A 23832-nucleotide genomic window follows, 5' to 3' on the forward strand; every position below is an offset into this window, starting at 1 on the left:
ATAGCATCTCCTTATTCTTCTTCATCAATAGATTCAATTATTCATTCAGCAGTCGCATCTTGCATACTTGGTTGATCTATTGTTTTTGTGTTTCTTTTTACTGCATTTTCGACTTGTTGTACTTTGTTTAAGGCGCTTTGTTCAATTTCTTCATGTGAGATAACTTGAGTTTTATTGGCCTCATCATCTACATCATCAAAATTGAAATTGATAACAAAATCATCATCAGCTAAGTCTTCATCATCTTCAACTCAATTAGACTCAGCACTTGTTTGTTCTTGTTTTGGTTCAATATCTTGAACATTTATATCAGTCTCAATGATATTTTCAGCAACATTGCTTTCATCATTTTCAACTTTTTTAATAAATTGTGTTACTTCTTTAGTTAATTGTTCAGAAGAAGTTTCAATTGCAAGTGAAATTTGAGCGCTATCTTCTTCATCATTTTCAACTAATTTAGTTGGTTCATTATAAATTTGATCATTAGCATAAATTGAAATTTTTTCTTCTAGTTTAGAAAGATTGATACCTAATTCAGAAAAATCAGTTTCATATTCTTCTTCAGTTGTTAAGTCTTCTTCCAATTGTTCAATATTGGCTTCTTGCTCTTCTAGAGTATTTTGTGCATCTAAACTATTAGGCTTGATTGCAGCTTCATTTTCAATTTGCTCTTGAGGCAATTTTTCAATATTGTTTTCTTCTAAAACAATATCTTGTTTAGCAGTATCTTCTTCAATAGACTCAGAGTCATATGTAGCTTCATAGGTATCAAAATCATTTTGATCTTCGGCTTCATATGCCACAACTTCTTGTTCAGGCTTAACTTCTAAGTTATCTTCTTCCAATATTAAATCTTGAGTACTTGAATCTAGACTAGTTTCTTGTTCAATAATACTTTCAACTGAATTTGTGGTTATATTATTGCTTGCTTGTTCTAGCTCAGCTTCTGGATTTAATTTATAAGTTGCTGTAGCTAATTGTTCAGGCTTAACATTTAGGCCTAAAACATCTTCATTGTCTTCAAGGTCATCTTGTTCAATCTTGTTGATTGCATAAGTATTAGTCTTATTGGCCACCGAAGTTTTTTCAAAGCTATTAATTTCTTTAGCATTAAATCATTTTGCAACATTATTTTGTTCATAAATTCATGAAATTGGATTGATAACAGTAACGTCATATTTCTTAGATTTTAAGAATTTGATTGCATCATATAACTTAACGTATTTTTCGATCGAATTTGAGTAATTAAATGTATCAAAACAAATACATTTGAATGGTATTTTGTTATATGTAACTACAATGTCAATATCAAGTGAACCTACTGTGTAGTCTTTAAAGATTTCAAATCTTGGATTATTAGCAATTGTTTGGGCAATTTTATCAAATACTATATCTTTGAATCATTGATCTTTATTAAAGGTATTTGATATAGCATCATGTTTTGACTCAAATGAATTTTTAAGCATCTTTAAACGTTGTTCAGGACTACGTTCAAGGAATTCTAGTCATTTTTTAAAGATGCGCATATCGTCACTCATTTCATATTGAGAAACAATATCACTTGATTTAATTGTTTTAATCACAATCATTTTATCTTTAGCACGTGAAATAGCAACATTAAGTGCATTTTTACCACCAGGTCTACATACATAAGTTGAATTTAACTTAGTATTTTTATCATAAGCTACAGTGGCTACAACTAAATCAGCTTCATCTCCTTGAATATTTTCAATATTTCTTATAAGTAAGCGTTTAGCTGCAATTGCATCTTCTAATTCACGGTGTTGTTTATAAATTTCATTAGTTAAGTATTCACTTTGTTTAGCGTTAAAGGCTAGCAAAATAATCTTATTGTATTTGTCAAGGTTTTCTTTAACCTTTTGGATAGCTAAATGAGCTTCTAGTATATTACGGTTATTATCTCATTCTCCATTAACTTCATATACTTCGATTGGATCATTATTTCAAACACTAGCTGCATCGAGAACATCAAGTTTTCCTTCATAGAAATTACGAGATGAAAACGTCATTAAGGCAGCATGATTTGATCTATAGTTCTTATTTAGCATAATTGAATGCACACCTAAAGATAAGGCATAATCAAGTACAGATTCAACTTGACCAAAGATTGAATCGTCAGTATAACGGATTCCAAATCAGTTACTTGGTTTCATTTGTTCAGTATCACCAGCTAAGATATTTACTTTTGCTAAATATAAAATTGGTAAAGCGTTTTCAATAAAGATTTGGCTTGATTCATCTAAGATAGCATAGTCAAATTCTTCTTTACCTCAACCAGATAAGTCTGTATTTGGTGTAGCAATAATAATTGGATAAATTAATTTAATCATTTCTGAGTATTTTTTAACAAATCTATATGGTTCCAAATTATTGATCCGTACAGATTGAGCAAATTCACGGTATAAACGTTTTTGGTCTTCATTAAAATGATTAATTCGATTAAAGATTTTTTCAGTAATAATTTGTTTTAGGGCTTCTTCATTTGAAATTAAAGGTTTATGTGCGATGTCAGCATTTAGCTTAATTAATTCATTTAGTCGTCTAAATGGAGAATATTCTGAATCAATATTATTAAATCCAATACTAATAATAAAGTTCATTAGATCAGCTCATGAACCATCAAAATTAGGCATGCGACTATCAATTTCATTTCCAATGCGTTTTAATTCGTAATATTTCTTCACAAATGGGAAGAAAGTTAAACGCGAAATCTTAAGTAATTCTTTAGCAGTTTGACAATGTGTTGGGTTTTTAGGATATTTGATATCTCTTGGTAAAGATAAGATAAATTCCATATCTTTATTAAAGTCAAAATTATCTTTATGCTCTGCAATGTAGTAGTAAGCTTTTAGCACATTTTGTGCTAAAGCATCATTAAGATATTCAGAAGCTTGTGAAATAAACTCAAGTTCACGTTTTGTGATAGTACCAATTGATTCAATCTTACGTGAATCATTAAAGTTTTCTAGCATATCAAGGTAGTCTTTAATTGGTTTGTAGAATGCTTTACGATTTAGATCTTTGCTATTTAGAATAAAAAGACAGAATGGAGCCAGTGAATTCATTCTATTTTTAATAACATCAAGTGCAGCTTTCTTTTGACTAGCTACAATAGCTGTTTTTCCATAGAATAAAATGTTAGCAAGTAAGTTAACAATTGTTTGAGATTTACCTGTTCCAGGTGGACCTCAAATTACAGTGTTTTGATTTAGAGCTGAAACAATAGCTTTATCTTGTGATAAGTTTGATTCAGTAATTCTAAGTAATGTTAAGTTAGGATTAAAAATTAATTTATTAATTACTTCTTTATAAACATTCTTATTGAATTCAACTTTAATAATGTCATCCATTTCATTATTAATGATGATATCTTTCATCCGATTACGTGAATATCCACCTCAAGGTTTATAAATACCTAATACAGCCCCTGGATAAAATCTCATGTTTTCATTATTTATATCTTCATAAGTAAATTTTTCAAAAGGTGCTGCAATATTTTCAGGTAATTTGTATAAGCCATCTCAATCTGCACGTAATTTTTGAATTAATGAAGAAATCTTGTAGTTTTTAAAGTCTGTATCAATTGTTAAGTTAAATTCGTTATTGTTTAAGAAAAATAATAATTTTTCATTAACTTTGATATCACCATCACTTTTAATAATAGGCTTTCCATTTTTAAAGATAATATTAGCTTCTTTTAAAAATAGTGGGGCATAAATTACCCGATCATCTTTTTTGAGAGATAAAAATAAGAAACCAATGTGTAATGGTCAAATATTAGTTTCATCTAAGATATTAGTTGCTTTATCATTTAAAATTTTTCATTTTAAAATGGATTTTTGGACTCTAAGTTCTAATTGGTTTAAAATCTTTTCTTTGTTATGTTCATAATTTTCATAAATGTTTTCTGAATTAAACTTAATATTAAGACGTTCAAAATCAGCACTATGTGCTTCCATGTATTGCACTAAGTTTTCTGAATTTGAAAGATTCATAATTCGCTTAATGTGTTCAACAATACTATCATCAAGTGCTGATACTTCAAAAGTTTCATTATCAAAAATTGTGGCAATGTTATTATCACCTACAAGTTGATATAAGTCCATGTAATCTTTATCATTGATTCTGGTAAAAATTGATGGATCACTTTGTGTAATATCAAGTAAATTGTCAAGTACGATTTTATATTTTAATTGTTCTTGCATGTTTCCTCCTTACTTAATTAATTTTCTTAGTTCGTTATAAACAACTGTTGTATATTCACCTAAAACTAAAGACACTCCGTTGCTACGAGCAACAATCCCACTAATTCCTTTCAATTTATTTAATTCTTGTAATTTGACTAGTTTAATATCTTTAACTGAAATATTAATTCGATTGAGTCTAGTTTGCACTTCTTGAATATTATCGTTTCCAAGTAGAGCTAAAAACTCGTTGAGTTTAAAAGGCAACTTATCATTTTGATAAATTGTGTTCTTTTCTTTTTTGGTTTGTTTGTTTCATTTTATTCAAATTAGACCAAATGTAATGATTGTTAAAAATACTATTAAAAATTTATCCTTTTTCATATGCATTTATTATATTATTTATTTATAAATTAATTTATAAATAAATGCATTTTTTAGCCTTAAAGATAAATATTTTGGCTTTTATAATTAAGAAGTAAAATATCAATTATTAAAGTAGGTAGACATGAATAATGATAAATATAAAGATATAATAATTTGCTCAACTGATACAGTTTGTGGTATTGGTGGCCCTGTTAATGAACAAACCCTAGACTTACTTTATGAACTTAAACATAGACCTAAAAGTAAGAAAATTATGATTTTAGTTGGCTCACTACAACAAGCTCAAGCCTTTCCGCAATGAAACCAACAAGCAACAGAACTAGCTCAAGAAAAATGGCCTGGTGGTGTTAGTATTGTAGTTAATGATCAAGGCTTTAGAATGCCCAATTGCCCTTTATTGCAAGCATATTTACTTGCCAATGGGCCAATTTATATGAGTAGTGCCAACATTTCAGGGCAAGCTGTTTTAACCTTGCATGAAGTTGCAAACGTCTTTCCCCAGGTTACAAATATTTATGATTTTTGCACTCCCAATGGTAAGCCTAGTGATATCTATAATTTAGATACTGGAGAAGTAATTATTCGTACTAAGTAGCAAGCTAAAGCTACTTTTTTTAACAAAAAATCCCTTTCGGGATTAATTATTATTAATAGGTTCTGCCTTAAGTAAAATACCTTTGTTAACAAATGGTTTAGGGTCTGAACCAAAAATATTGTTAGCTAAATCAGGATAATCAATAAATGGATTTCTAACTTCTTGGAATGCAGCTGTTTCATTATTTCTTAAAACATCTCAAGGTCCAACTTGATCATTTTTATTTCATTCTAGATAAGTAGCTAAGTAATGTTCTTTAATATAAGGGAATGTTCTAGTAAAGATTGATGCAGACATGTTATTTAAGCTTTTATCATTATATGTAGCTGTAAAGTATAAGTAAGCTCTAGCTACATCTCCCTTAAATTCATCTAATGGTTCCATTGCATCTAGTCCAAGATTATTTCTTCCCATTTTGCTTCCTTGTTTAAAGGTTACTTTAGGTGATGTAACATAGTCATGAGCAAAGTTACTTCTAACACCATTTACCTTTATATCTGTAGGGAAGATATGGTTGGCATCACTAACCATTGGGCTAGCTTTTCCAAATCATGATTGTGGAATCATGTGTTCACGGTTCATTCCTGAGCCTTCGCCTCGTCCACCACCTCCGCTGTAGTTAGCGTATGTATATGGATCTTTACCAGATGGATTTTCTGAATATACATCTAACATAGTGTTGTCATTTTCATAAAATAGGTCTCTAAAGGCTTTTGATCTATTATAAAAGCCTGGTAAAGAGCCATAACCATGGATTCCTTTTAAGTGTGACTTTTGAATTCTTAATAATTCATCAATTAGATCTTTTCCTTTTTTACCATTAGCACTGGCGTAATAGTCATTATTAGCATCATAAACATAGTTATAGCCATTTGCTGCCACATTTATTGGAGTTACATTATTGTCGTTTTCTCCAGGGCGAATATCTGAATCACTAGTTGGTGTACCATTATTATCGCTATTAGTGTTTTCAGTTTCATTTGTAATCTTAACTGTTGAAGTATAAGCTTTATTTGTATATTTAAATGTTCCATCAGTTTGTTTTAATGCTAATTTATATTTAATTAGTAGCAATCCACTTGTTTCATCATAAACAAAGTTTAAATTTCCATTTGGTAGATCTCTATTTTTATAGGTAAATGTAGTTTTGCTTGCATTAACAGGTTGCACAGTGCTTGCGCTATATTCTGGTTTAAATTGTAAAAAGCTAGTACCATTCTTTTTGTTTGTGGTAATTTCTCTAGACTTGTGATCAAATTGCACATAATTGTCACTATTTTTAATGTGGTTTAATACTGCTGCTTTATCAAAATTGGGCATTAATTGGAATAAAGAATTTCCATCTACTAAATTAGCAGCTACCAATTCTGGATCTTGAGTTTTAGTTTCAGGCTTATTTCCTTCTTTATCTTTGCTATCAACTGGTTTTTTACCTTCATCAGATGGTTTACTTTGATCAGGCTTCTTGCTTCCATCATTTAAATTTGTACCTGGAGTTTTATCTGTCACATCCTTAGAAGGCTTATCTTGACTTTTGTCATTCTTATCTACACCCGCTGTATTAGCATCATCTTTATCGTTAGTTTTTTTATCATTACATTGAGCAGCAACTAATGGAGTTGCAATTAAACTAGCTCCCGCTAATGTTAATAATAATGTTTTGAATTTATTCATTTTTTCTCCTTCATTTAGTCAACCTAAACATTTAATATTAACACCTTATTTTAGGAGGACAAGCATTTGGCCCAATATGTGGAAATTTTCCACATTTTGTGGAATATAATGCTCATTTCCACAAAAGTAGATAAAAAAATCAAGCCCATAATGAGCTTGAAATGCTTGCTAAGCAGCTGGTTGTGCTTCTGGTTGAGGAGCTGTTTCTTTAGCAGCAAAACTTACTGTAATTTCTTTAGGTTCTGAAATTACATATTTTTGGTGAGTGTTTTTATCTGATGATTTAATTACATAAGCAACTCTATAGGCAAATGTAATTGTCTTTTTAGCCTTATCAACAGCTTTAAGTGCAAATCTAGAGCTTGGATTTACATTATATTTTCCTCTTTTATTGTTTTTTCCAAATAAGACATCATCTGCTTGACATAATTGGAATGAGTCCTTATCTTCAAAAATAGGTTCTGATAAATTATAGTAAGGATTTTCGACATCTTTTTCATCTCTCTTGCTATTTAATACAGAATCCTTGAAGTAGTAGTTAATATATTTTGGATTAGAGTTGAAATAGTAATTAATATCTTCGACATTTGCTACTGGTGTAATATGAACTTCTTTAGCATTTACTTTAGCTAATTCTTCAGCTGTTGTTGGTCTAAAGCCAGTTAATTCTAAAGCTTTTGTTACAGTTTGACTTTTATCTGCTTTATCTGTTGCTTCAACATTAAAAGTAACTTTTCCATTTGCATCATCAATTGCAAAATCTTTAACTTTAACATCATATTTAGCTGTATCCATTCCAGTAACACCAACTTTTCCATATATTAATGAATAAGCTGAGGCATTTAAGTAAGCTCTGTATTCAGCATTATTTAAATACTTATTGTCGATATTTAAAGCTAATTTTTTAGCTGCTTCTGCAATTGCAGAAGTTTTTGTTTCACCTGCGCTGCTTCCGCCTTCTTGAGTTCCGGGTGTTGTTTTTCCACCTTCTTGTGTGACAGGTGTTGCAGTGGTTCCTCCAGCATTGTTGCCAGCTGGTTTTTTATCTTCATTTTCATGTTTACATGCTACAGTTGCAGCAACTGGAAGTAAAGTTATTGTAGTTCCTGCCATTGCAAGGAATATAGTTTTTAATTTATTCATATGTTTCTCCTAAAATTCTAATTCTAATTTTATTCTATTACTATTTTTAGGTATTGTTCAAAAATGGCATCAAATAGAAATAATTTCCACATTTTGTTCCACATTTGTAATAAAACTGCACCATTATAGTGCAGCTAAAATTAGTTTAATTTATAAGTTACATTGTGATTGTTGCTAAAGTATGTCAAGTCTTCATCTGCTCCAAAAGCAAGCTTATATTTTAGTGTTAATGATTTGTTAGATTCATCATATTGATAGTCTATCTTTTGATTTGGATCATTATTTTCTAAAGCTGGCTTTTCTTGATTTACAAGATAAAATTCATTATTAATTAAGTCTTCATTAGCATTTAAAATTGCTACTTCCTTGCCTTGAATTAAGGCACAAATAGTAAGATCTTGTAATTCATTTCCCTTAACATTGCGGACTACTTTTAATTCTTTTCCTGCTTTTAAATAATCATGTATTGCATCTTTATTTTCATTATATTGCTCACTTATAGTAAATAAGTTTTCTGTAATTTCATTATCAAAACCTTTTTCAGTTTCAGATACCAACTCAAGATTACTTCCAATATAAGGTTCTTCTTTTGCTGCTTGATTAAAATGAATATGTTGAGTTTTTACTTTAGTTAATAGCTCAATTACATTTTCTTTTTTACATACTCGATAGGAAATATCTAAACAATGAGTGTTTGGATATACTTTAATTAGTAATTTTTCAGGATTTATAATGCTTTCATTATTAATATTTAGATCTATACCAACAAGATTTTCGTCTTTAGCTAGATTTATTTCATTTAATAAAGCAAGTTTTTTGCCTTTATATGTTGCATATAACATTTTACTTTTAGCATCATAACTAATATCATCACTAATGTGATAGTTTTTATCTTGATATTCTTTTTCAGTTGCATACTCTCAGAATTCATCAATTTCTTCACTAACAATTGGTGTTAAGTCTTCGATCCGATTATTGGCAGCTTGTTCTCATTTTGATAATTTTCTAAATCCATCTATTTGATATTTAACAATCGCATAATCACCTTGATATTGTTCTCTATAATGCACTGTGACAATAATTTTTCCATTTACATCATCATAACTAATATCTCGGATATCATAGCTACTATAAAGATGAGTATCGAAATTTTCTATTCTAATATTATCTTTAAGTAAATCTTTTGAAATTAAAGATGGATAATGCTTTGCAATTCTTGCATTAAACTGGGGAGAAAACACTAATTTAGTTTCCTCTTTTGCTGGGTTTTTATCGGTTTTAGTTCCATTATAACAAGCAACTGTTGTAAAAGATAATGCACTAACTAGGGGTAGTGTGCAAAATAATAATTTAGTTTTTAGTTTCATTTAGCCTCTTTCATCTTTATTATAAAATTCTTGCTAAAAAAGAGTGTAATTTAGCTATTATTTGTGGAAATAGTTCATTATTTCCACATTTTTATACTATTTACCTCATTTATAAGCCTTTTAGATATTATTTTCAAATTTTCAAGCTTGCTAAAATAAAATAATTCAGCTTAAAAATGAGTGTGTTTTTTGTTATTTTAATAATGACATAAATTGAAATGATTTGCCTAGATAATCGATTTGAAATTCAATAATAAAAATAAAGTTATTTATTTACGTTTGCGGTTGAAGTGTTAAAATTATATTGACTATTTAAAAGTCCAAATGTCATAAGCATTTTAATTTAATTAAATAGGAGGTTATTAATTATGACACCACACATTAATGCAAAAAAAGAAGATATTGCTAAAACAGTTATTATGCCAGGAGACCCATTAAGAGCAAAATTTATTGCCGAAACTTACTTAGACCCTGGATACAGACTAGTTAACACAGTTAGAAACATGTTTATGTTCACAGGTACATACAAAGGAAAACCAATCACAGTTGCTGCTAGTGGTATGGGATGTCCTTCAATCGGTATTTACTCATACGAACTATTCAAATTCTACGATGTTGATAGAATTATCAGAATCGGATCAGCTGGATCATACAAAGCTGATTTAGGATTATACGAAGTTGTTCTTGCTTCAGAAGCTTTCGCTGACGCTGATGCATTCAGAAGAATTGCTTTAGGTAAAGAAGGAAACGTAGCTTTACCATCTGCAAAATTAAACAAAGAAATCGAAGCTATTGCTAAAGAAAATGGAACACCACTTACAGTTGGTAGAGTTCACTCTTCTGACGTATTCTACTCAGTTGTACCAGTAGAAAAAAGAATTGAAGACACACAATCATTATGTGTTGAAATGGAATCATTCGCTTTATTTACAAACGCTGAAGCAACAGGTAAAGAAGCTGCTTGTTTATTAACAATCAGTGACAACATTATTACACACGAAGAAACATCTGCTGAAGAACGTCAATTCGCATTCACAAAAATGATGGAGATTGCTCTTAAATTAGCAAGATAATTATGCGTGTAGTAGATATAATCGAAAAAAAACGTTTAAATAAAGAATTAACAAACGAAGAAATTAAATTCTTAATTACTTCATACGTTAAAAATGAAACACCAGATTACCAAATGAGTGCTTTCCTAATGGCAGTTATGTTTAATGGAATGACATCAAGAGAAATTGCCACAATGACAAAATACATGATGCACTCAGGTGATGTTATTGACTTATCAGCTATCCCAGGTATTAAAGTTGACAAACACTCAACAGGTGGAATTGGAGATAAAACTACATTAGCTGTAGCACCTATTGTTGCAGCATGTGGAGCACCAGTTGCTAAAATGAGTGGACGTGGATTAGGACACACAGGTGGAACTATTGACAAACTTGAATCAATCCCTGGATTTACAGTTGAAGTTAGTGAAAAAGACTTCATTGAACAAGTTAAAACACATGGTATTGCAGTTATTGGACAAAGTGCACAACTTGTTCCAGCTGACAAAAAACTATATGCTTTAAGAGATGTTACATCAACAGTTGAATCTATTCCTCTTATTGCATCTTCTATCATGTCTAAAAAACTTGCTACTGGATCAAATGCCATTTTACTAGACGTAAAATGTGGTAATGGTGCATTCATGAAAAATCTTGAATCTGCTCGTGAATTAGCTCGTACAATGATTAACATTGGAAAAGAATTAAATGTTGACGTTAGAGCTGAAATCACAAACATGTCTAGACCAATAGGTAGAGAAATCGGAAATAAAAACGAAGTACTAGAAGCTATGTGAACTTTACAAGGTAAAGGACCACAAGACTTTAATGAATTAGTTTACTCTTCATGTGCAACAATATTAGAACAAGCTAAAATCGCTTCAAACCACGAAGAAGCCCTTGCAATGGTTAAAGATGCTATTGAATCAGGTAGAGCTTTAGACAAATTCTATGAATTTGTTACAGTTCAACATGGTGATGTAGAAGCTTTAAAATCTCCAACATTCTGAAACCCTAAATATAAATTAGAAGTTATTGCTGACCAAGAAGGTTACTTAGAAATCTTTGACGCATTAACATTCGGAATTGTTTCAATGAAACTTGGAGCAGGTAGAAAAACTAAAGAAGATTCAATTGACTTCGAAGCTGGAATTACTCTTAACAAAAAAACCAATGAAGAAGTTAAAAAAGGTGATGTATTATTCACACTTTACTCATCAAACCCAATTGATCTTGAATTAGTTGAAGAGCTTAAGAATGGATACAAATTCAATCAAGCTAAAGTGGAAAACAAAATTATTTTAGATAAATTAAAATAAGAGAAAGAAAAAGGATAAAGATTATGAATTACAATAAAATGATCGACCACACATATTTAAAACCAGAAGCTACTAAAAAAGATATTGATAAATTAGTAGACGAAGCTGTTAAATATGACTTCAAAACAGTTTGTGTAAACTCATCATGAGTTAAATATGTTGCTGAAAAATTACAAGGAACAGGTGTAGGAATTACATCAGTTGTTGGTTTCCCTCTAGGTGCAATGATTACTCAAGCTAAAGCTCAAGAAGCTAAATTAGCTATCGAACACGGTGCAGATGAAATCGATATGGTAATTAACATCGGTAGATTTAAACAAGGTGATTACGAATACGTATTAAACGACATTAAAAAAGTTAAAGAAGCATGTGGATCACATGTATTAAAAGTTATTATCGAAACAGCTTTATTAACTGAAGATGAAATTAGAAAAGCTACAGAAATCGTTATGAAATCAGGAGCTGAATTCATCAAAACATCTACAGGATTTAGCTTTAGAGGTGCTAACTTAAACGATATTAAAATCATGAAAAGCGTATGTGGAGACACATTATTAATTAAAGCTGCAGGTGGAATTTCAAACATGGACGATTTAATCGCTATGTATGAAGCTGGAGCTACAAGATTCGGAACAAGTCGTTCAGTAGCAATTATTGAAGGAAAAGAATCTAAAGGTGGATATTAATAACCTTTCAAATGCCTAGTAATAGGCATTTTTTCTTTACTAAAAAAGGCAAAAGCGCTTAAAAAAATAGCATTTTTGCCTTTTTTACTATTTTTGTTTGTATTATAATTTATAAATAAATTAAATAAATATGTCTAATATAGGAGCACAATATGAAAAAACGCAAAGCACTTCTTTTAGCTAGTTGTCTAGCTTTTCCCCTTAGTACCCTGACAGTCTTAGGGGCAAGTAGCAATACAACTACTAGCCCAGTATCTGTATCAAATACCGACGTATGAAAAAATAATGACTTATCATACGTTTATTTTGGTACGCAATGAGCAAGTACTGAGTATCCAAAATATTATGGACAATATCAAGCTAACCAATGAATGAAAGATGTTAATGGAATGAAAACCATTTTCCAAATGTCACTACCTGGAACACATGATTCTGGAGCTTGAGAAGGGGTAGGGCCAGCTTGAGGAGTTGGATGAAGATGAGCTCGTACTCAATCAATGAATTACATGCAACAAATGTATGCTGGAATTCGTGCTTTTGATGTTAGATGTGATGCTTATTTAAATGTGCGTCATGGTGTTACTTATTTAACAACAACATTTGCTGATGTATTAAATAATATTGTTACCTTCCTGGATAAAAACCCAAGTGAATTTGTCTTCCTAAGAGTTAAAGATGAGCCAGATGCAATTAATGTTGACAATGCTTGAAATCAAGATAATGTTGCAAAGGAATACTTAAAATTACTTAGTGAACCAAGAATCTATAATAAACTATTTAACCCTACAGGTAAGGAATATGATCAACTAACAATGGATGATTTTAGACTTAAAAACTTGAGAGGAAAGATTGTTATAGCTAACTTTTGACACCACAAAGTGCTTGGTAAAATGATTGATATTCAAAAAGATTACAAAGCTAAAGTTTGATCAGGAGGATTTAACTACTGAGAAGCTATCCAAAGAAATACTATGCAAGATAACTTCAATGATTCTGTTGAACAAAAGTACACTGATGGAATTAACTTTATGCCTGTAGCTAATGCTAATAGTTATGATTCTAGAATGTTATATTTAAACTTCTTTTCAGTTGCTGGTGGATATCCATACAATTCATCTCAAACTCTAGATCCAAAATTTAATAAATACCTTAGTGAGAATGAACAATTTACTAAGCTTGGAATAGTTTATATGGACTATCCAGGGCCTGCTATTATTCAAAATGTTTATAAACGTAATTATTATTTAACTGATATGCAGTTACAAAATAATTACATTAATACCTGAAACTCAGCCCTCACTGCCTCAAATCCTTTAGTAAATGACAATCATATTACCATTCAAGGGCAAAATCTAGCTGGATATCATGTTGACATTAAACAAGGCAATAATGTAGTTGCTAGCTTTGAAGTCCCTGAAGGAACTAGTGACCAATATACAGCTACATTAAGTGAAGACTTATATTTCCCATTAGATGCAAGCTATACAGTAAATGCTTACAAACTTACTCCAGCTAATGCCTTTTATCAAGCTAGAGCTTATAACCAATTTAGCTACAATGTAACTGTAATTAACACTCCACATAATCAAAATATTGAAGCTTTTAAAGCCCAAATTAGCCAGTGAAAAGATAAAATTTTACAAGAGTACAACCCAAGTAATCTAGATGCTTACTTAAAGGCAACTTATTTAGATGTTATTGACACCATTTTAAGACCAACAGCTGAAAATGAAGTTAAACTAAACCAACTAAAAAATAAATTTGAGCAAGATGTCTTAAACATGGATAATTTAAGCAAACTATTACAAAGCACTATTAATTCAAATAATGCTTTATTAGAAAAAAATAATGCTAATCTAGCATCTCTTTTACAAGCTAATACCATCCAAGCCTTAAAGCAAGATTTAAAAGGTAACTTTAATGATCAGCTTAATAATAATATTTCTAATAGTGAGATTAATTTTGCTAATGTAAAAGACTACATTAACAATTATCTTAATATGAATGTCTACTTATGTTTAGATGCTGACATCTTTTCAAGAGTAACTAAATTAATGAGCAAAATTAAATCAAGTTTTACATATAAAAATTTAGGGCTAGAAGTTTGAGAAAAGAAACTAGATTCATACAAAGAAAGCTTTAGCACACTAGATAGTGCATTTAATCAAAGCTATGATATTAAAAATGGCCTTAGCACCTATTTAGCTTTAAAAGTAAAATTATCAGAACTTTCAACTGAATTGCTTAAGGTATCTAATTTTATATCTCAATTAAATGATCTAATTACTAAATATCAACTTACAAGCCCAGAAGTTTTACTGTTTGCAGCTGAAATTAAGCCTGCAATTAAATCTCTTTCAAATCTAGAACAAGTAGAAGAAGCTTTTAAGGATTATGGTAACACTTTAGCTCAAGCACATAGCTTAATTGAGCAAAACGATGCCTTTCAAACTGCTTACCAATTTAATGCCTTTATGACTGAAGCTAGACAAGCTTATTTAGATCAAATTAATAAACTTATTTTTCAAATGCAAACTCAAAAGCAAAATCCTATTGCACCTGCAGAGCTAAAGAGTCAAATAAAACAAATTGAAGAGCTAAAATCAAAAATAATTAAGCTATATCCTAATGAAAAAACTATTTATGAATCAAAAAACTTATTTGACTGACAAAAAACTGGTTATATAAAAATGCTTTCTAGTCTTAGTCAAGACAATAAGCAAGCTCAAGTAACTCAATTAATGAAACAAATTAAGCAAATTAATGATCTAAATCCATTGCAAGTTACTCAAGAAGACTTTTTGGCCCCACTAAATAGCAATGAACGCAAATTACTTGATTTTGACCAGAACACTGATTTAGATCCAGAAACATTTATCACTAAGTTCAATAACATTCTAGAACTAAGAAATAAAACTATAGCTTTATCACAAGCTAGTCAAACACTAGATAACATCTCTTTAGCTCTTGCTAATACTGATATCTTATCAACCGAGCAACAAGATGAATTAACTAAGATACTAAGTCAAAGTAAAGAAACACTGGCTAATTCTTCAGAATTATGAGCTTATACTTCTGCATTAGAAAGCATTACTAAAATGCAAGATTCACTTGCAAATGCCTATAAGCAAGCTGTTGATAAATTAATTAATCAAATTGATACTTCAAACAAATTATTTACATACCAAAAAAACATTATAAAAGGCCAAATTACTAGTCAAGACCTAACTGTTAATAACGTAAAAGCCTATATCCAAGCCAAAAAAGATTTCACTCAAGCGCAAAGTCAAAACTTGCCACAAGCAAAAGAAACTTTATTAGATGCCTTATCACAAGAACAAAAGCAAGCTGAAATTGCAATCTTAAATGCAGCACAAGATCAAGAAAGTTTTAATAGCAAGTTATCTCAAGCACTTGATTTCAATGGCTTTATTAAGACTATTAATTCAACCTTTAATGCATTAAACTATAGTAAAGAAGTCTACTATATTAATGCTTCTAGTCAAGACCAAGAAAATATCAATTCTCTTGCTAGTGACTTTAGTTCAAAAGTAACAACTAGTTTAGATAAAAAGCAAATTCAAGATAGTTATGATGCATTATTAAAAGCTCTAGACCAATTAAAAGAAAAATATTTAGAATCTCTATCAAATAAAGAAGAACTAATTAAGCAATTAAATAACTTAATTAAACAATTGCAAGAATTCTCTATTTCGCAACTTGAAACCTATAAAACAGACTATTTAAACTTAGCAAATCAATACTTAGCTTTATTAAATGATGATACTAAGCCATTTAGCAAAAAAGCAGAAGTACTTGATTTAGTTAAAAATGTTTCTCATTTATTACAAGTGGCTCCTAATTGAAAACGTGACTATGACAAAATCAATGATTTAATTACCCAAGGTAAAAATGCATTTGCTAAGCCTGCATATCAAAGTGTATTAGATCAATTTAATAAGGTTGTTTCTCAAATTACTACTTCAAATCAATATCAAGCTAAAGATTTTGCTTCTATTGATTCAAATGCATTACAACCATTGGTTGAAAAACTAACTCAAGCCTACCAAGATGGTGTAAAAGAATGCAATCAAATTGACCTAGGTCTCAAAAAACAAGAGCTTAATAATCAATTACAAGAAGTTATAAAAAATATTCTTCCTGAAGCTAAAGAAAAAGTTTTAGCCCACTTAGCAAGCTTAATAAATCAAATCAAAGATAAGATTAATCAACTAAGCCAAGTTCAAGGTGCAGCAATAATAAAACAAGAAATTGATACTTTAGCAAACTCAATTGCTAGTGATAATAACTACATTCAAATTTATAAAGAGTTGCAAAACCAAATACAAGAAGCTAAAAACCAAGCTTCAAGTCTTTATAACTTACCAGCTTATGATAATATGCTTCAGCCTTATGTTGCAGGTCTAGACAACTTGCAAAATGAACTAAACTTCAACTTCAATGCCCAAGAACTAGCTAAAATACAACAAGACTTTAATAAATATATAGACAATGCTGCTCAAGCTAGAACAATAGCTTTAAGTCAATATAATTCAGCTAAAGAAGCCTATAATATAGCTCTAAAACAATTGTCAAACTATACAAGTAAACTTACAAATCCTTTATTTAAGGATCTTAAAGCTTCATTAGAAAACTTTATTACTCAACACCAATTAAGTCCAGAATTAAGCACACAGCAAATTAAAACTTTAACTAGACAAATTCAAGATCAATTAGTTAATGGACAAGGTCAAGAAAAAGAACTAATTAATCAAGTTATAAATAACTTAAAAGTATCACTAGCTAAAGCTACCGATAAACTTTCAAGCCTAGAAATCTCAAACTTTAAATTGATCAAAGAACAATTACTTGAACAAGGCCAAAAAATTAGTGCTAATATTAGTCCGCTAAGCTTTAATTTAGATAATCTTGCTCAATATCAAGCAGAAATTCAAACATTAGATAGCACTATTCAATCTACTATTGAACTGCAACCTCAATATAAGCAATTGCTTAATACTCTGCAAGAATATCAAACTAAAGCAAGCGAATTCCAACAACCTGCTAATTTAAAACTTATTTATAATGCTTATTTAAATGATTTAAAAGCTATTGCAACACATTCTATTTTTGCTCCTAACGAATTAGGACAAGTTTCAGATTCATTAATTCAAGCTACAAGTGAGGAAATTGTACAAGCCTACAATAAAGCCCTACAAGCTAAAAATGAATTGGAAATGAAGCAAAATGACTTAAAACTTGAATTAAGTGCAATAGCAAAAATGCAAAATAACATTCCAGCTATCATTCAAGCTAATGAAGCTATATTTAAAAACTTACTAAATCAAATTGACTCGCTAGATAAAATTTCTGATGCTATTAATATTCAAAATCAAATGAAAGCATTAAAATCAAATCTAACAAATGAATTAGCTTACAATAATGCCTATGAAACAGCTGTAAAAGAATTACAAGGATTACTTGCACAAGCTCAAGATTTCTCTTTACCAATTGAAAAAGATATCCAAGCTAACTATCAAACTCAAATTGAAGCTATTACTAAAGAATTACAATATAACTTCAACACAAATCAATTGCTTATCCTTGAGCAAAAAGCTCATCAAGCATATAATTCTACTAAAGAGCAATCAAATATGCTGATTCAAAAGTATCAAGCTATCCAAGAAGAAATTAATCAATTAGCTAACACCTTTAAACAATTCTTAGTAGATAATCAAACTGAACTAAGCTTGCAAAAGGAAACAATAACTAAATTTATTAGTGATGAAACTCAAAAAGCTAGTTTGGATAACTTAACATTCACTCAGCTAAATGATATTTATACAAAAATTCAAAATTTCTTCTCTGAAGTTAAAAAATCAATTCACATTCCAGAACCATTACCAAATCCTAAACCTGATCCAGTAATTCCAAGTCCTAACCCAAAACCAAATAATCCGGATTCTAAGCCAACACCAGAGGAACAAAAACCTGCTCAAGGTTCAAGCTCTCATGCTGCTTATGCATGATTTAGCTTACTTTTAATTCCGGTTATAGGTCTACTAATTTATCTTCCACTTAAACTTAAAAAACGTAAAAAATAGCATGAAAAAAGTCCGTTAACAACGGGCTTTTTTGCATTCTTTATTTCTTATAAATGATTCTTTAAAACCTTTAGAGCTTGGTGCTAGGGAAATAAATTTCTTTCCTTTGCTAAATGAAAATACAACTTTATCTTGAATTTCAAATAAATAAGCACTTGCAAAGAAGTAAAAGGCTCCAAAAACAGATAATGTAACTAGACTTGTTGGTCAGTGAAGTAATGGGCCTATTAAGTTAGCAAAACCATTATATTGATTCATTCCGGTGTAGAAATAGTTGCTCTTTCATTCAATTGGTGCTAGCGCATCAGTGAAAGCATTAATAGTAAAGACAGTTAATAGGAATGAAAGAAAAATCTTACATTGAGTAGCAACATCTTTTTTAGTCATCTTATAAGGGTAAAGTACAGCACAAACTGACACAGAGACAATCATAAAGATATGTAATCCCATTAGATCATAGAAATAAACATTATTTCAAGCTACATAATATGTGGTATTTACTCCAGCTTGGAAACTTTGACCAAAGACAGTAAAAGTTTCGCTTGGAGTAAATACGATTTTAACATCAGGAATCGCTAATGCAATAAAGGCTCCTAAATATGCAGGTGAAGCAAAATAACGTAAGGCTTTAGGTTTGTTAAGCGCTAAAGTAAATCCAATACATAAGCCAACTAAACGACAAAAGTGCAAGGGAATTGATTCTCAAATTCTTGGATAATGACTTAGCCCCATATTTAATGAACGTAAAAACATTCCAAGTAGCAATAAAATTCCAGTGGCTCTAATTAAGATCTCTTGCATTTTTTCAGATGGTTTATTCTTTTGCCATGAAGCTGCAATTTGACGTTTAAATATTCATCATAGCACTACAAAAATAACAGTAGCAATTAGTCCAAGTTTCATTAATAATAAAGTAATCGATAAGTTGCTAGCAAAGTTATTATCTGTCCCGGTTCATGATAAAAAAGAATGTTTAAGGTATCAATACTTTTGTTCTAAATTCATTACTTCCTTTCAATAAGTAATATTATAAAGTAAAAATGCTAATTTACAAATTGCATTATGATGGCTAAAAGTTAATTTTTTAGCCCTTTATAACTTCCTCCCACTATTTACCCAAAAGCATAAATGTGGAACAAACAGCATAATTTCCACATTTATGCTTTTTGTGTAATATATACTCATAATACTAAAAAAAGTTAAAAATATCAATAAAATAAGCTATTTTTTAGCTTTTTAGCTAACTTAACAGTTTCAAAATGGCTTTATATAGTTTTTTCTACTACAAAAGTGTCAAAATTCCAAGAAAATTTTTAACTTTTTTTGTTTTGTGTTATTAATAAATGGTAGAATTATGGTGGATAGTGGGAGGAAGTGGTAAATATGTACGGATCACAAACACGAAATATCGACGATAAAAACAGAGTAGTTTTACCTCCTGTTTTTAGAGATGAACTCGGAAGCAAACTTTACATCACCATCGGATTTGATGGTAATGCTGAAGTGCGTTCTCAAGAAGGTTTTCAAGCATACATTGCGATGATTGAAAACAAATCTAGATTTGATGTCAAAACCAGAACATTAGCTAGATATATTTTTGGAAACACTTTCGAAATCGTACTTGATAACCAAAACAGAATTTCCCTGCCTAAACCAATAATTGAAAAATTATCTATCCAAAAAGAAGTAATCTTTATCGGAGTGGGTTCAATTGTTGAACTCTGAGCTAAAGAAAAATACGATGAAATTCAAAATCAATATACAGTGGAGGATATGGCAGAATTAGCACAATTCTTGTCTCAAGATGTCTCAAGATAAATTACATTACTCAGTTATGCTAGATGAAACTATTGAGTCACTAAATATAAAACCTGATGGTATTTATGTAGACTTAACTGTTGGTATGGGCGGACACTCTTCCGCTATTCTAGCCAAGATACCAAATGGAAGGCTAATCGCTTTCGACAAAGATGATTATGCTTTAGCACAATCACAAATAAGATTAAGCGCAATTGCTTCCAATTTTACCCTAGTTAAAAGTGACTTTAAAGATATTAAAGCTAAACTTTATCAACTAGGTATATATAAGGTAGATGGTATTATTGCTGATTTAGGAATTTCATCACCTCAAATAGATCAAGCCGAACGTGGATTTAGTTATAACAAAGATGCTAAATTAGATATGCGGATGAATCAACAACAAGAGCTAAGTGCTTATGATGTAGTAAATTCATACTCTGAAGAGAAACTGGCTGACATTTTATGAAAATACGCTGATGTAAAACTTAACAAAAAAGTTGCGAAAGCCATCGTAAATGCTAGACCAATTTCAACCACCATGCAGTTAGTTGATGTTGTTAAATCTGCCTACCCAGCAGCTTTATTAAGACAAAAAAATCCAGCTAAAGCAATCTTTCAAGCAATCAGAATTGAAGTTAACAATGAACTGGATTCGCTTAAACAATTATTACTTGATGCAACTGAATTATTAAATAAGGATGGAACATTAAGTATCATTACATTCCACTCGCTAGAAGATAAAATGGTTAAGGACTTTATTAAAGACTTAACCAAAAGTGATCTCCCAAGCAAGATGCCTGTTATGGAAGAGAAAAAATTCTTAGTAAAACAGGTTAAACCTTCAAAACAAGAAATAGAAGAAAATAATCGCTCTCGTAGCGCAAAATTACGTGTCATAAAGAAATTAATTTAACAAAATAAATCAATAATTTATAAGGAGTAGTTATGAAGAAGTATTTTATAAACTTTCACATTCGTACCAATGAATGTTCTTTTGCGTTCATCAATAACACAAACGATAACTACTTAAATGTTAAATTAAGCGCCACAAATCATATTTCTTATTCACACCCAAGTGACTTAGTTTCTTGACATGATGACATTATGTCTCAAGTTAAGGAAATTGCCAAAAAAGATATTGTGACATTAAACTATGTGTTTGATGACAATTTATTTCCTAATTTAGAACAAAAAATTATGGTTAATAAACTAAATTGTCAAAGCACTAGTTATGATTCAAGAATTCTAGCTGAATTATTTGCTCAAAAAAATGCCACATTAACTAAAGCTAACGTAATTGAGGATTTCTTAGCTAGTTTTCCAATCAATTACACTATGCAAAAAAATGAAATTATCAAGGAATATAAAGATATTCCTAAAAATCGTATAGCTGAAACAATTACTCAATATTTATCAGTTTTCAAGACAAATTTAAATTCAATCAATGATTTTAAAGCTTGCTTTTCAGCTAACATTCCAAATTGCCAAATTAATTACTTTTTACAAAGTCAAGTATTAGCAGCAAGTATGAAAAATATTCCTACTTCAAGCCTAGTAGTAGATTTACAAGCTGACTATATTGCTTTCTTTGTAGTTAAAAATGGTGCAATTTTAACCTATAAAAAATTGCCTCTTGGTTACAATGTACTTGATAATGGTAGCCAACTTGATACTTTAGAAGTTATTAAATATCAAGTTAAAAATAGAATCAAAAATGAAGACAATGAAACAGTAGAAGAATCATTAATTCCAGCACTTGAAGGAATTAATCAACAATATAGTGCATTCAAAAACTCCTTGCTTAACGAATTATTAAAATACACTATGACAAGTTTCAAAAATCCTCTTATTAATCAATTAAGCCACATTGCATTTACTGGTCAACTTGCATGAATGGTTAAGGATATTGAAGAAACATTTTTCGCTCGTTTTAATGAACACAACATGACAATCCAAAGTCTTGACAATGACAACAACTTTAGATTATTTGCTCTAGAAGACTCACTTTTAGAACAAGTTGTTCTAATTACCAATGAACACAAAGTTGAAGCAATCCAAAATAACACTGTGCTAAGCAAAATTGATTATGCACACCCTAAAGCCAAAAATAACGTATTAAGCAAACTCTTTAGTAGATTTTTCTTAAGATAGGAGCACACTATGAATAATGAATTCAACAATAACGCAGCATCATATAAGACAGCCATTTCCCTAAAGGTCATAGGGGTTGGGGGCGCTGGAAACAACGCAGTTAATATGATGTATGATGAAAACTTACCAAACGTAGATTTTATCGTTGCTAATACAGATCTTCAATCTCTAGAAAAAAGTAAATGTACTCATAAGGTTGCTTTAGGAAAAGAAAATCGTGGTTTTGGTGCAGGGTCAGATCCTAAACTTGGAGCCAAAGCAGTTGATGAATCAACAACAGAAGTCAAAGAAGCCTTAAAAGACGCTGATGTTGTAATTATTACTGCTGGATTTGGTGGCGGAACCGGTACAGGTGCCAGCCCAAAAATTGCTCAAATCGCAAAAGAAAGTGGTGCACTAACTATTGGTCTAGTTACTACACCATTTGTTTACGAAGGAAAAAATCGCATGCTTGTAGCACAAAATGGTATTGAACAACTTAAACAAGCTGTTGACTCTTACATTGTTCTTTCAAACGAAAAATTATCTGATGAAAATCCAGATGTCCCATTTGCTGATTCTCTTAAATTATCAAACATAACCTTAAAAAATATTATTATGGCAATCCATGATGTTTTAAATCGTGTCGGCACAATTAACATTGATTTTGCTGACATTAAGCACACACTTAAAGATTCAGGTCTAACTATTGTTGGTATCGGACAAGCTGTTGGTGAAAATCGTGCTGAAAAAGCTGTTAAAAAAGCTTTCGAAACAAATCTATACGAATACGACATTAAACATGCATCTAAGCTTTTAATCAATATCCAACATGACAAATTAGTCACAAACAAAGAAATTAGAAACGCAGTTTCTAGCATACACGAAATTCTTTCAGGTCAAGATGGCTTTATCAATGATTGCAAAATTGGTCAAGAAATCGTTGAAACTGAAGATAACAAACAAATTTTCAAAGTTTCTATTATTGCCTCAGGTGTAGATGCAACTACAGCCAATGCGCAAGAAGAAAAGGTAACTTCTAAGATTGATGCAATTTCAGACTTGCAACCTGAAATTGAAAATACCGAAGAAGTAATGCTTGAACAAGAAGAAGAAAATGAAATGATCAAAAATACTTTAGAAGCAGATTCAAACGCCTTGTTACATGCTACCGAGGAAGTTAAATATGCTCAAACTAAAGAATTAAACTCATATTTTGATATTGATGATACTTCATTAACAGATGAACAAGAAGAAACAAGTTGATTTATTTCAAAATAGTCGATGTTGCGAAGACTTGGAATAATTAATGTTTCCTTGTTAACAGCCTAGCTAATACCTAGGCTGTTTTATTATCCCTTAGTTTTATA

15 protein-coding genes are annotated in these 23832 nt (G+C 30.3%); 9 read left to right on the forward strand and 6 right to left on the reverse strand.

What is annotated here, in order from left to right; translation table 4 throughout:
* Positions 1 to 11: 11 nt before the first annotated feature.
* Positions 12 to 4226 carry an AAA domain-containing protein gene (locus ACNQ2T_RS00120; protein ID WP_418035672.1) on the reverse strand — a complete coding sequence of 1405 codons (4215 nt, stop codon included), beginning with the start codon at positions 4224 to 4226 and terminating at the stop codon, positions 12 to 14.
* A 9-nt stretch (positions 4227 to 4235) separates the two neighbouring features.
* Complete coding sequence (locus tag ACNQ2T_RS00125) at positions 4236 to 4589, reverse strand: PTS sugar transporter subunit IIB (protein WP_416755055.1); 354 nt, start codon at positions 4587 to 4589, stop codon at positions 4236 to 4238.
* A 124-nt stretch (positions 4590 to 4713) separates the two neighbouring features.
* Between ACNQ2T_RS00125 and ACNQ2T_RS00130 the strand changes: the two genes are divergently transcribed.
* Positions 4714 to 5187 carry a Sua5/YciO/YrdC/YwlC family protein gene (locus ACNQ2T_RS00130; protein WP_418035673.1) on the forward strand — a complete coding sequence of 158 codons (474 nt, stop codon included), beginning with the start codon at positions 4714 to 4716 and terminating at the stop codon, positions 5185 to 5187.
* A 42-nt stretch (positions 5188 to 5229) separates the two neighbouring features.
* On the opposite strand, the gene ACNQ2T_RS00135 is transcribed toward ACNQ2T_RS00130, so the two are convergent.
* From ACNQ2T_RS00135 to ACNQ2T_RS00145, 3 genes are all read right to left on the reverse strand, one after another.
* Positions 5230 to 6861 (reverse strand): endonuclease, encoded by a 1632-nt coding sequence (locus ACNQ2T_RS00135; RefSeq protein ID WP_418035674.1) that lies wholly within the window; start codon positions 6859 to 6861, stop codon positions 5230 to 5232.
* Positions 6862 to 7029: 168 nt separating this feature from the next.
* Positions 7030 to 8004: a hypothetical protein gene (locus tag ACNQ2T_RS00140; protein ID WP_418035675.1), complete on the reverse strand. Its 975-nt coding sequence runs from the start codon at positions 8002 to 8004 to the stop codon at positions 7030 to 7032.
* Between the two features lie 140 nt (positions 8005 to 8144).
* Entirely contained in the window at positions 8145 to 9371 is a 1227-nt protein-coding gene (locus ACNQ2T_RS00145; RefSeq protein WP_418035676.1) for a hypothetical protein, read from the reverse strand.
* A gap of 368 nt (positions 9372 to 9739) precedes the next feature.
* On the opposite strand from ACNQ2T_RS00145, the gene deoD reads away from it, so the two are divergent.
* The 4 genes from deoD to ACNQ2T_RS00165 all read left to right on the forward strand — a co-directional run bounded on the left by deoD (position 9740) and on the right by ACNQ2T_RS00165 (position 18532).
* Positions 9740 to 10444 carry a purine-nucleoside phosphorylase gene (deoD, locus tag ACNQ2T_RS00150; RefSeq protein WP_416755065.1) on the forward strand — a complete coding sequence of 235 codons (705 nt, stop codon included), beginning with the start codon at positions 9740 to 9742 and terminating at the stop codon, positions 10442 to 10444.
* A gap of 2 nt (positions 10445 to 10446) precedes the next feature.
* Entirely contained in the window at positions 10447 to 11742 is a 1296-nt protein-coding gene (locus tag ACNQ2T_RS00155) for a pyrimidine-nucleoside phosphorylase (RefSeq protein ID WP_416755067.1), read from the forward strand.
* A gap of 23 nt (positions 11743 to 11765) precedes the next feature.
* Positions 11766 to 12428 carry a deoxyribose-phosphate aldolase gene (gene deoC / locus ACNQ2T_RS00160; protein WP_416755069.1) on the forward strand — a complete coding sequence of 221 codons (663 nt, stop codon included), beginning with the start codon at positions 11766 to 11768 and terminating at the stop codon, positions 12426 to 12428.
* A 152-nt stretch (positions 12429 to 12580) separates the two neighbouring features.
* Positions 12581 to 18532: a hypothetical protein gene (locus tag ACNQ2T_RS00165; protein ID WP_418035677.1), complete on the forward strand. Its 5952-nt coding sequence runs from the start codon at positions 12581 to 12583 to the stop codon at positions 18530 to 18532.
* Positions 18533 to 18547: 15 nt separating this feature from the next.
* Here the strand turns inward: ACNQ2T_RS00165 and ACNQ2T_RS00170 are convergent, their stop codons facing one another.
* On the reverse strand, positions 18548 to 19537 hold the full coding sequence (locus ACNQ2T_RS00170; protein WP_418006211.1) for a YwaF family protein: 990 nt from the start codon (positions 19535 to 19537) through the stop codon (positions 18548 to 18550).
* 378 nt (positions 19538 to 19915) lie between these two features.
* Between ACNQ2T_RS00170 and ACNQ2T_RS00175 the strand changes: the two genes are divergently transcribed.
* The 4 genes from ACNQ2T_RS00175 to ACNQ2T_RS00190 are packed head-to-tail and all read left to right on the forward strand — an operon-like array spanning position 19916 to position 23743.
* Positions 19916 to 20350 carry a division/cell wall cluster transcriptional repressor MraZ gene (locus tag ACNQ2T_RS00175; RefSeq protein ID WP_418035678.1) on the forward strand — a complete coding sequence of 145 codons (435 nt, stop codon included), beginning with the start codon at positions 19916 to 19918 and terminating at the stop codon, positions 20348 to 20350.
* Positions 20337 to 21245: a 16S rRNA (cytosine(1402)-N(4))-methyltransferase RsmH gene (gene rsmH, locus ACNQ2T_RS00180; protein ID WP_418035679.1), complete on the forward strand. Its 909-nt coding sequence runs from the start codon at positions 20337 to 20339 to the stop codon at positions 21243 to 21245. Before ACNQ2T_RS00175 ends, rsmH begins: the two co-directional genes overlap by 14 nt.
* Before the next feature lie 32 nt (positions 21246 to 21277).
* Positions 21278 to 22483 (forward strand): MAG3720 family protein, encoded by a 1206-nt coding sequence (locus tag ACNQ2T_RS00185; protein WP_416755079.1) that lies wholly within the window; start codon positions 21278 to 21280, stop codon positions 22481 to 22483.
* A 9-nt stretch (positions 22484 to 22492) separates the two neighbouring features.
* The gene (locus tag ACNQ2T_RS00190; protein ID WP_418035680.1) at positions 22493 to 23743 is read left to right on the forward strand and encodes a cell division protein FtsZ; all 1251 of its coding nucleotides are present in this window, start codon (positions 22493 to 22495) and stop codon (positions 23741 to 23743) included.
* The last annotated feature ends 89 nt before the right edge of the window (positions 23744 to 23832 follow it).

The organism is Mycoplasma haliaeeti, assembly GCF_048284645.1.
Taxonomy (GTDB): domain Bacteria; phylum Bacillota_I; class Bacilli_A; order Mycoplasmatales; family Metamycoplasmataceae; genus Mycoplasmopsis.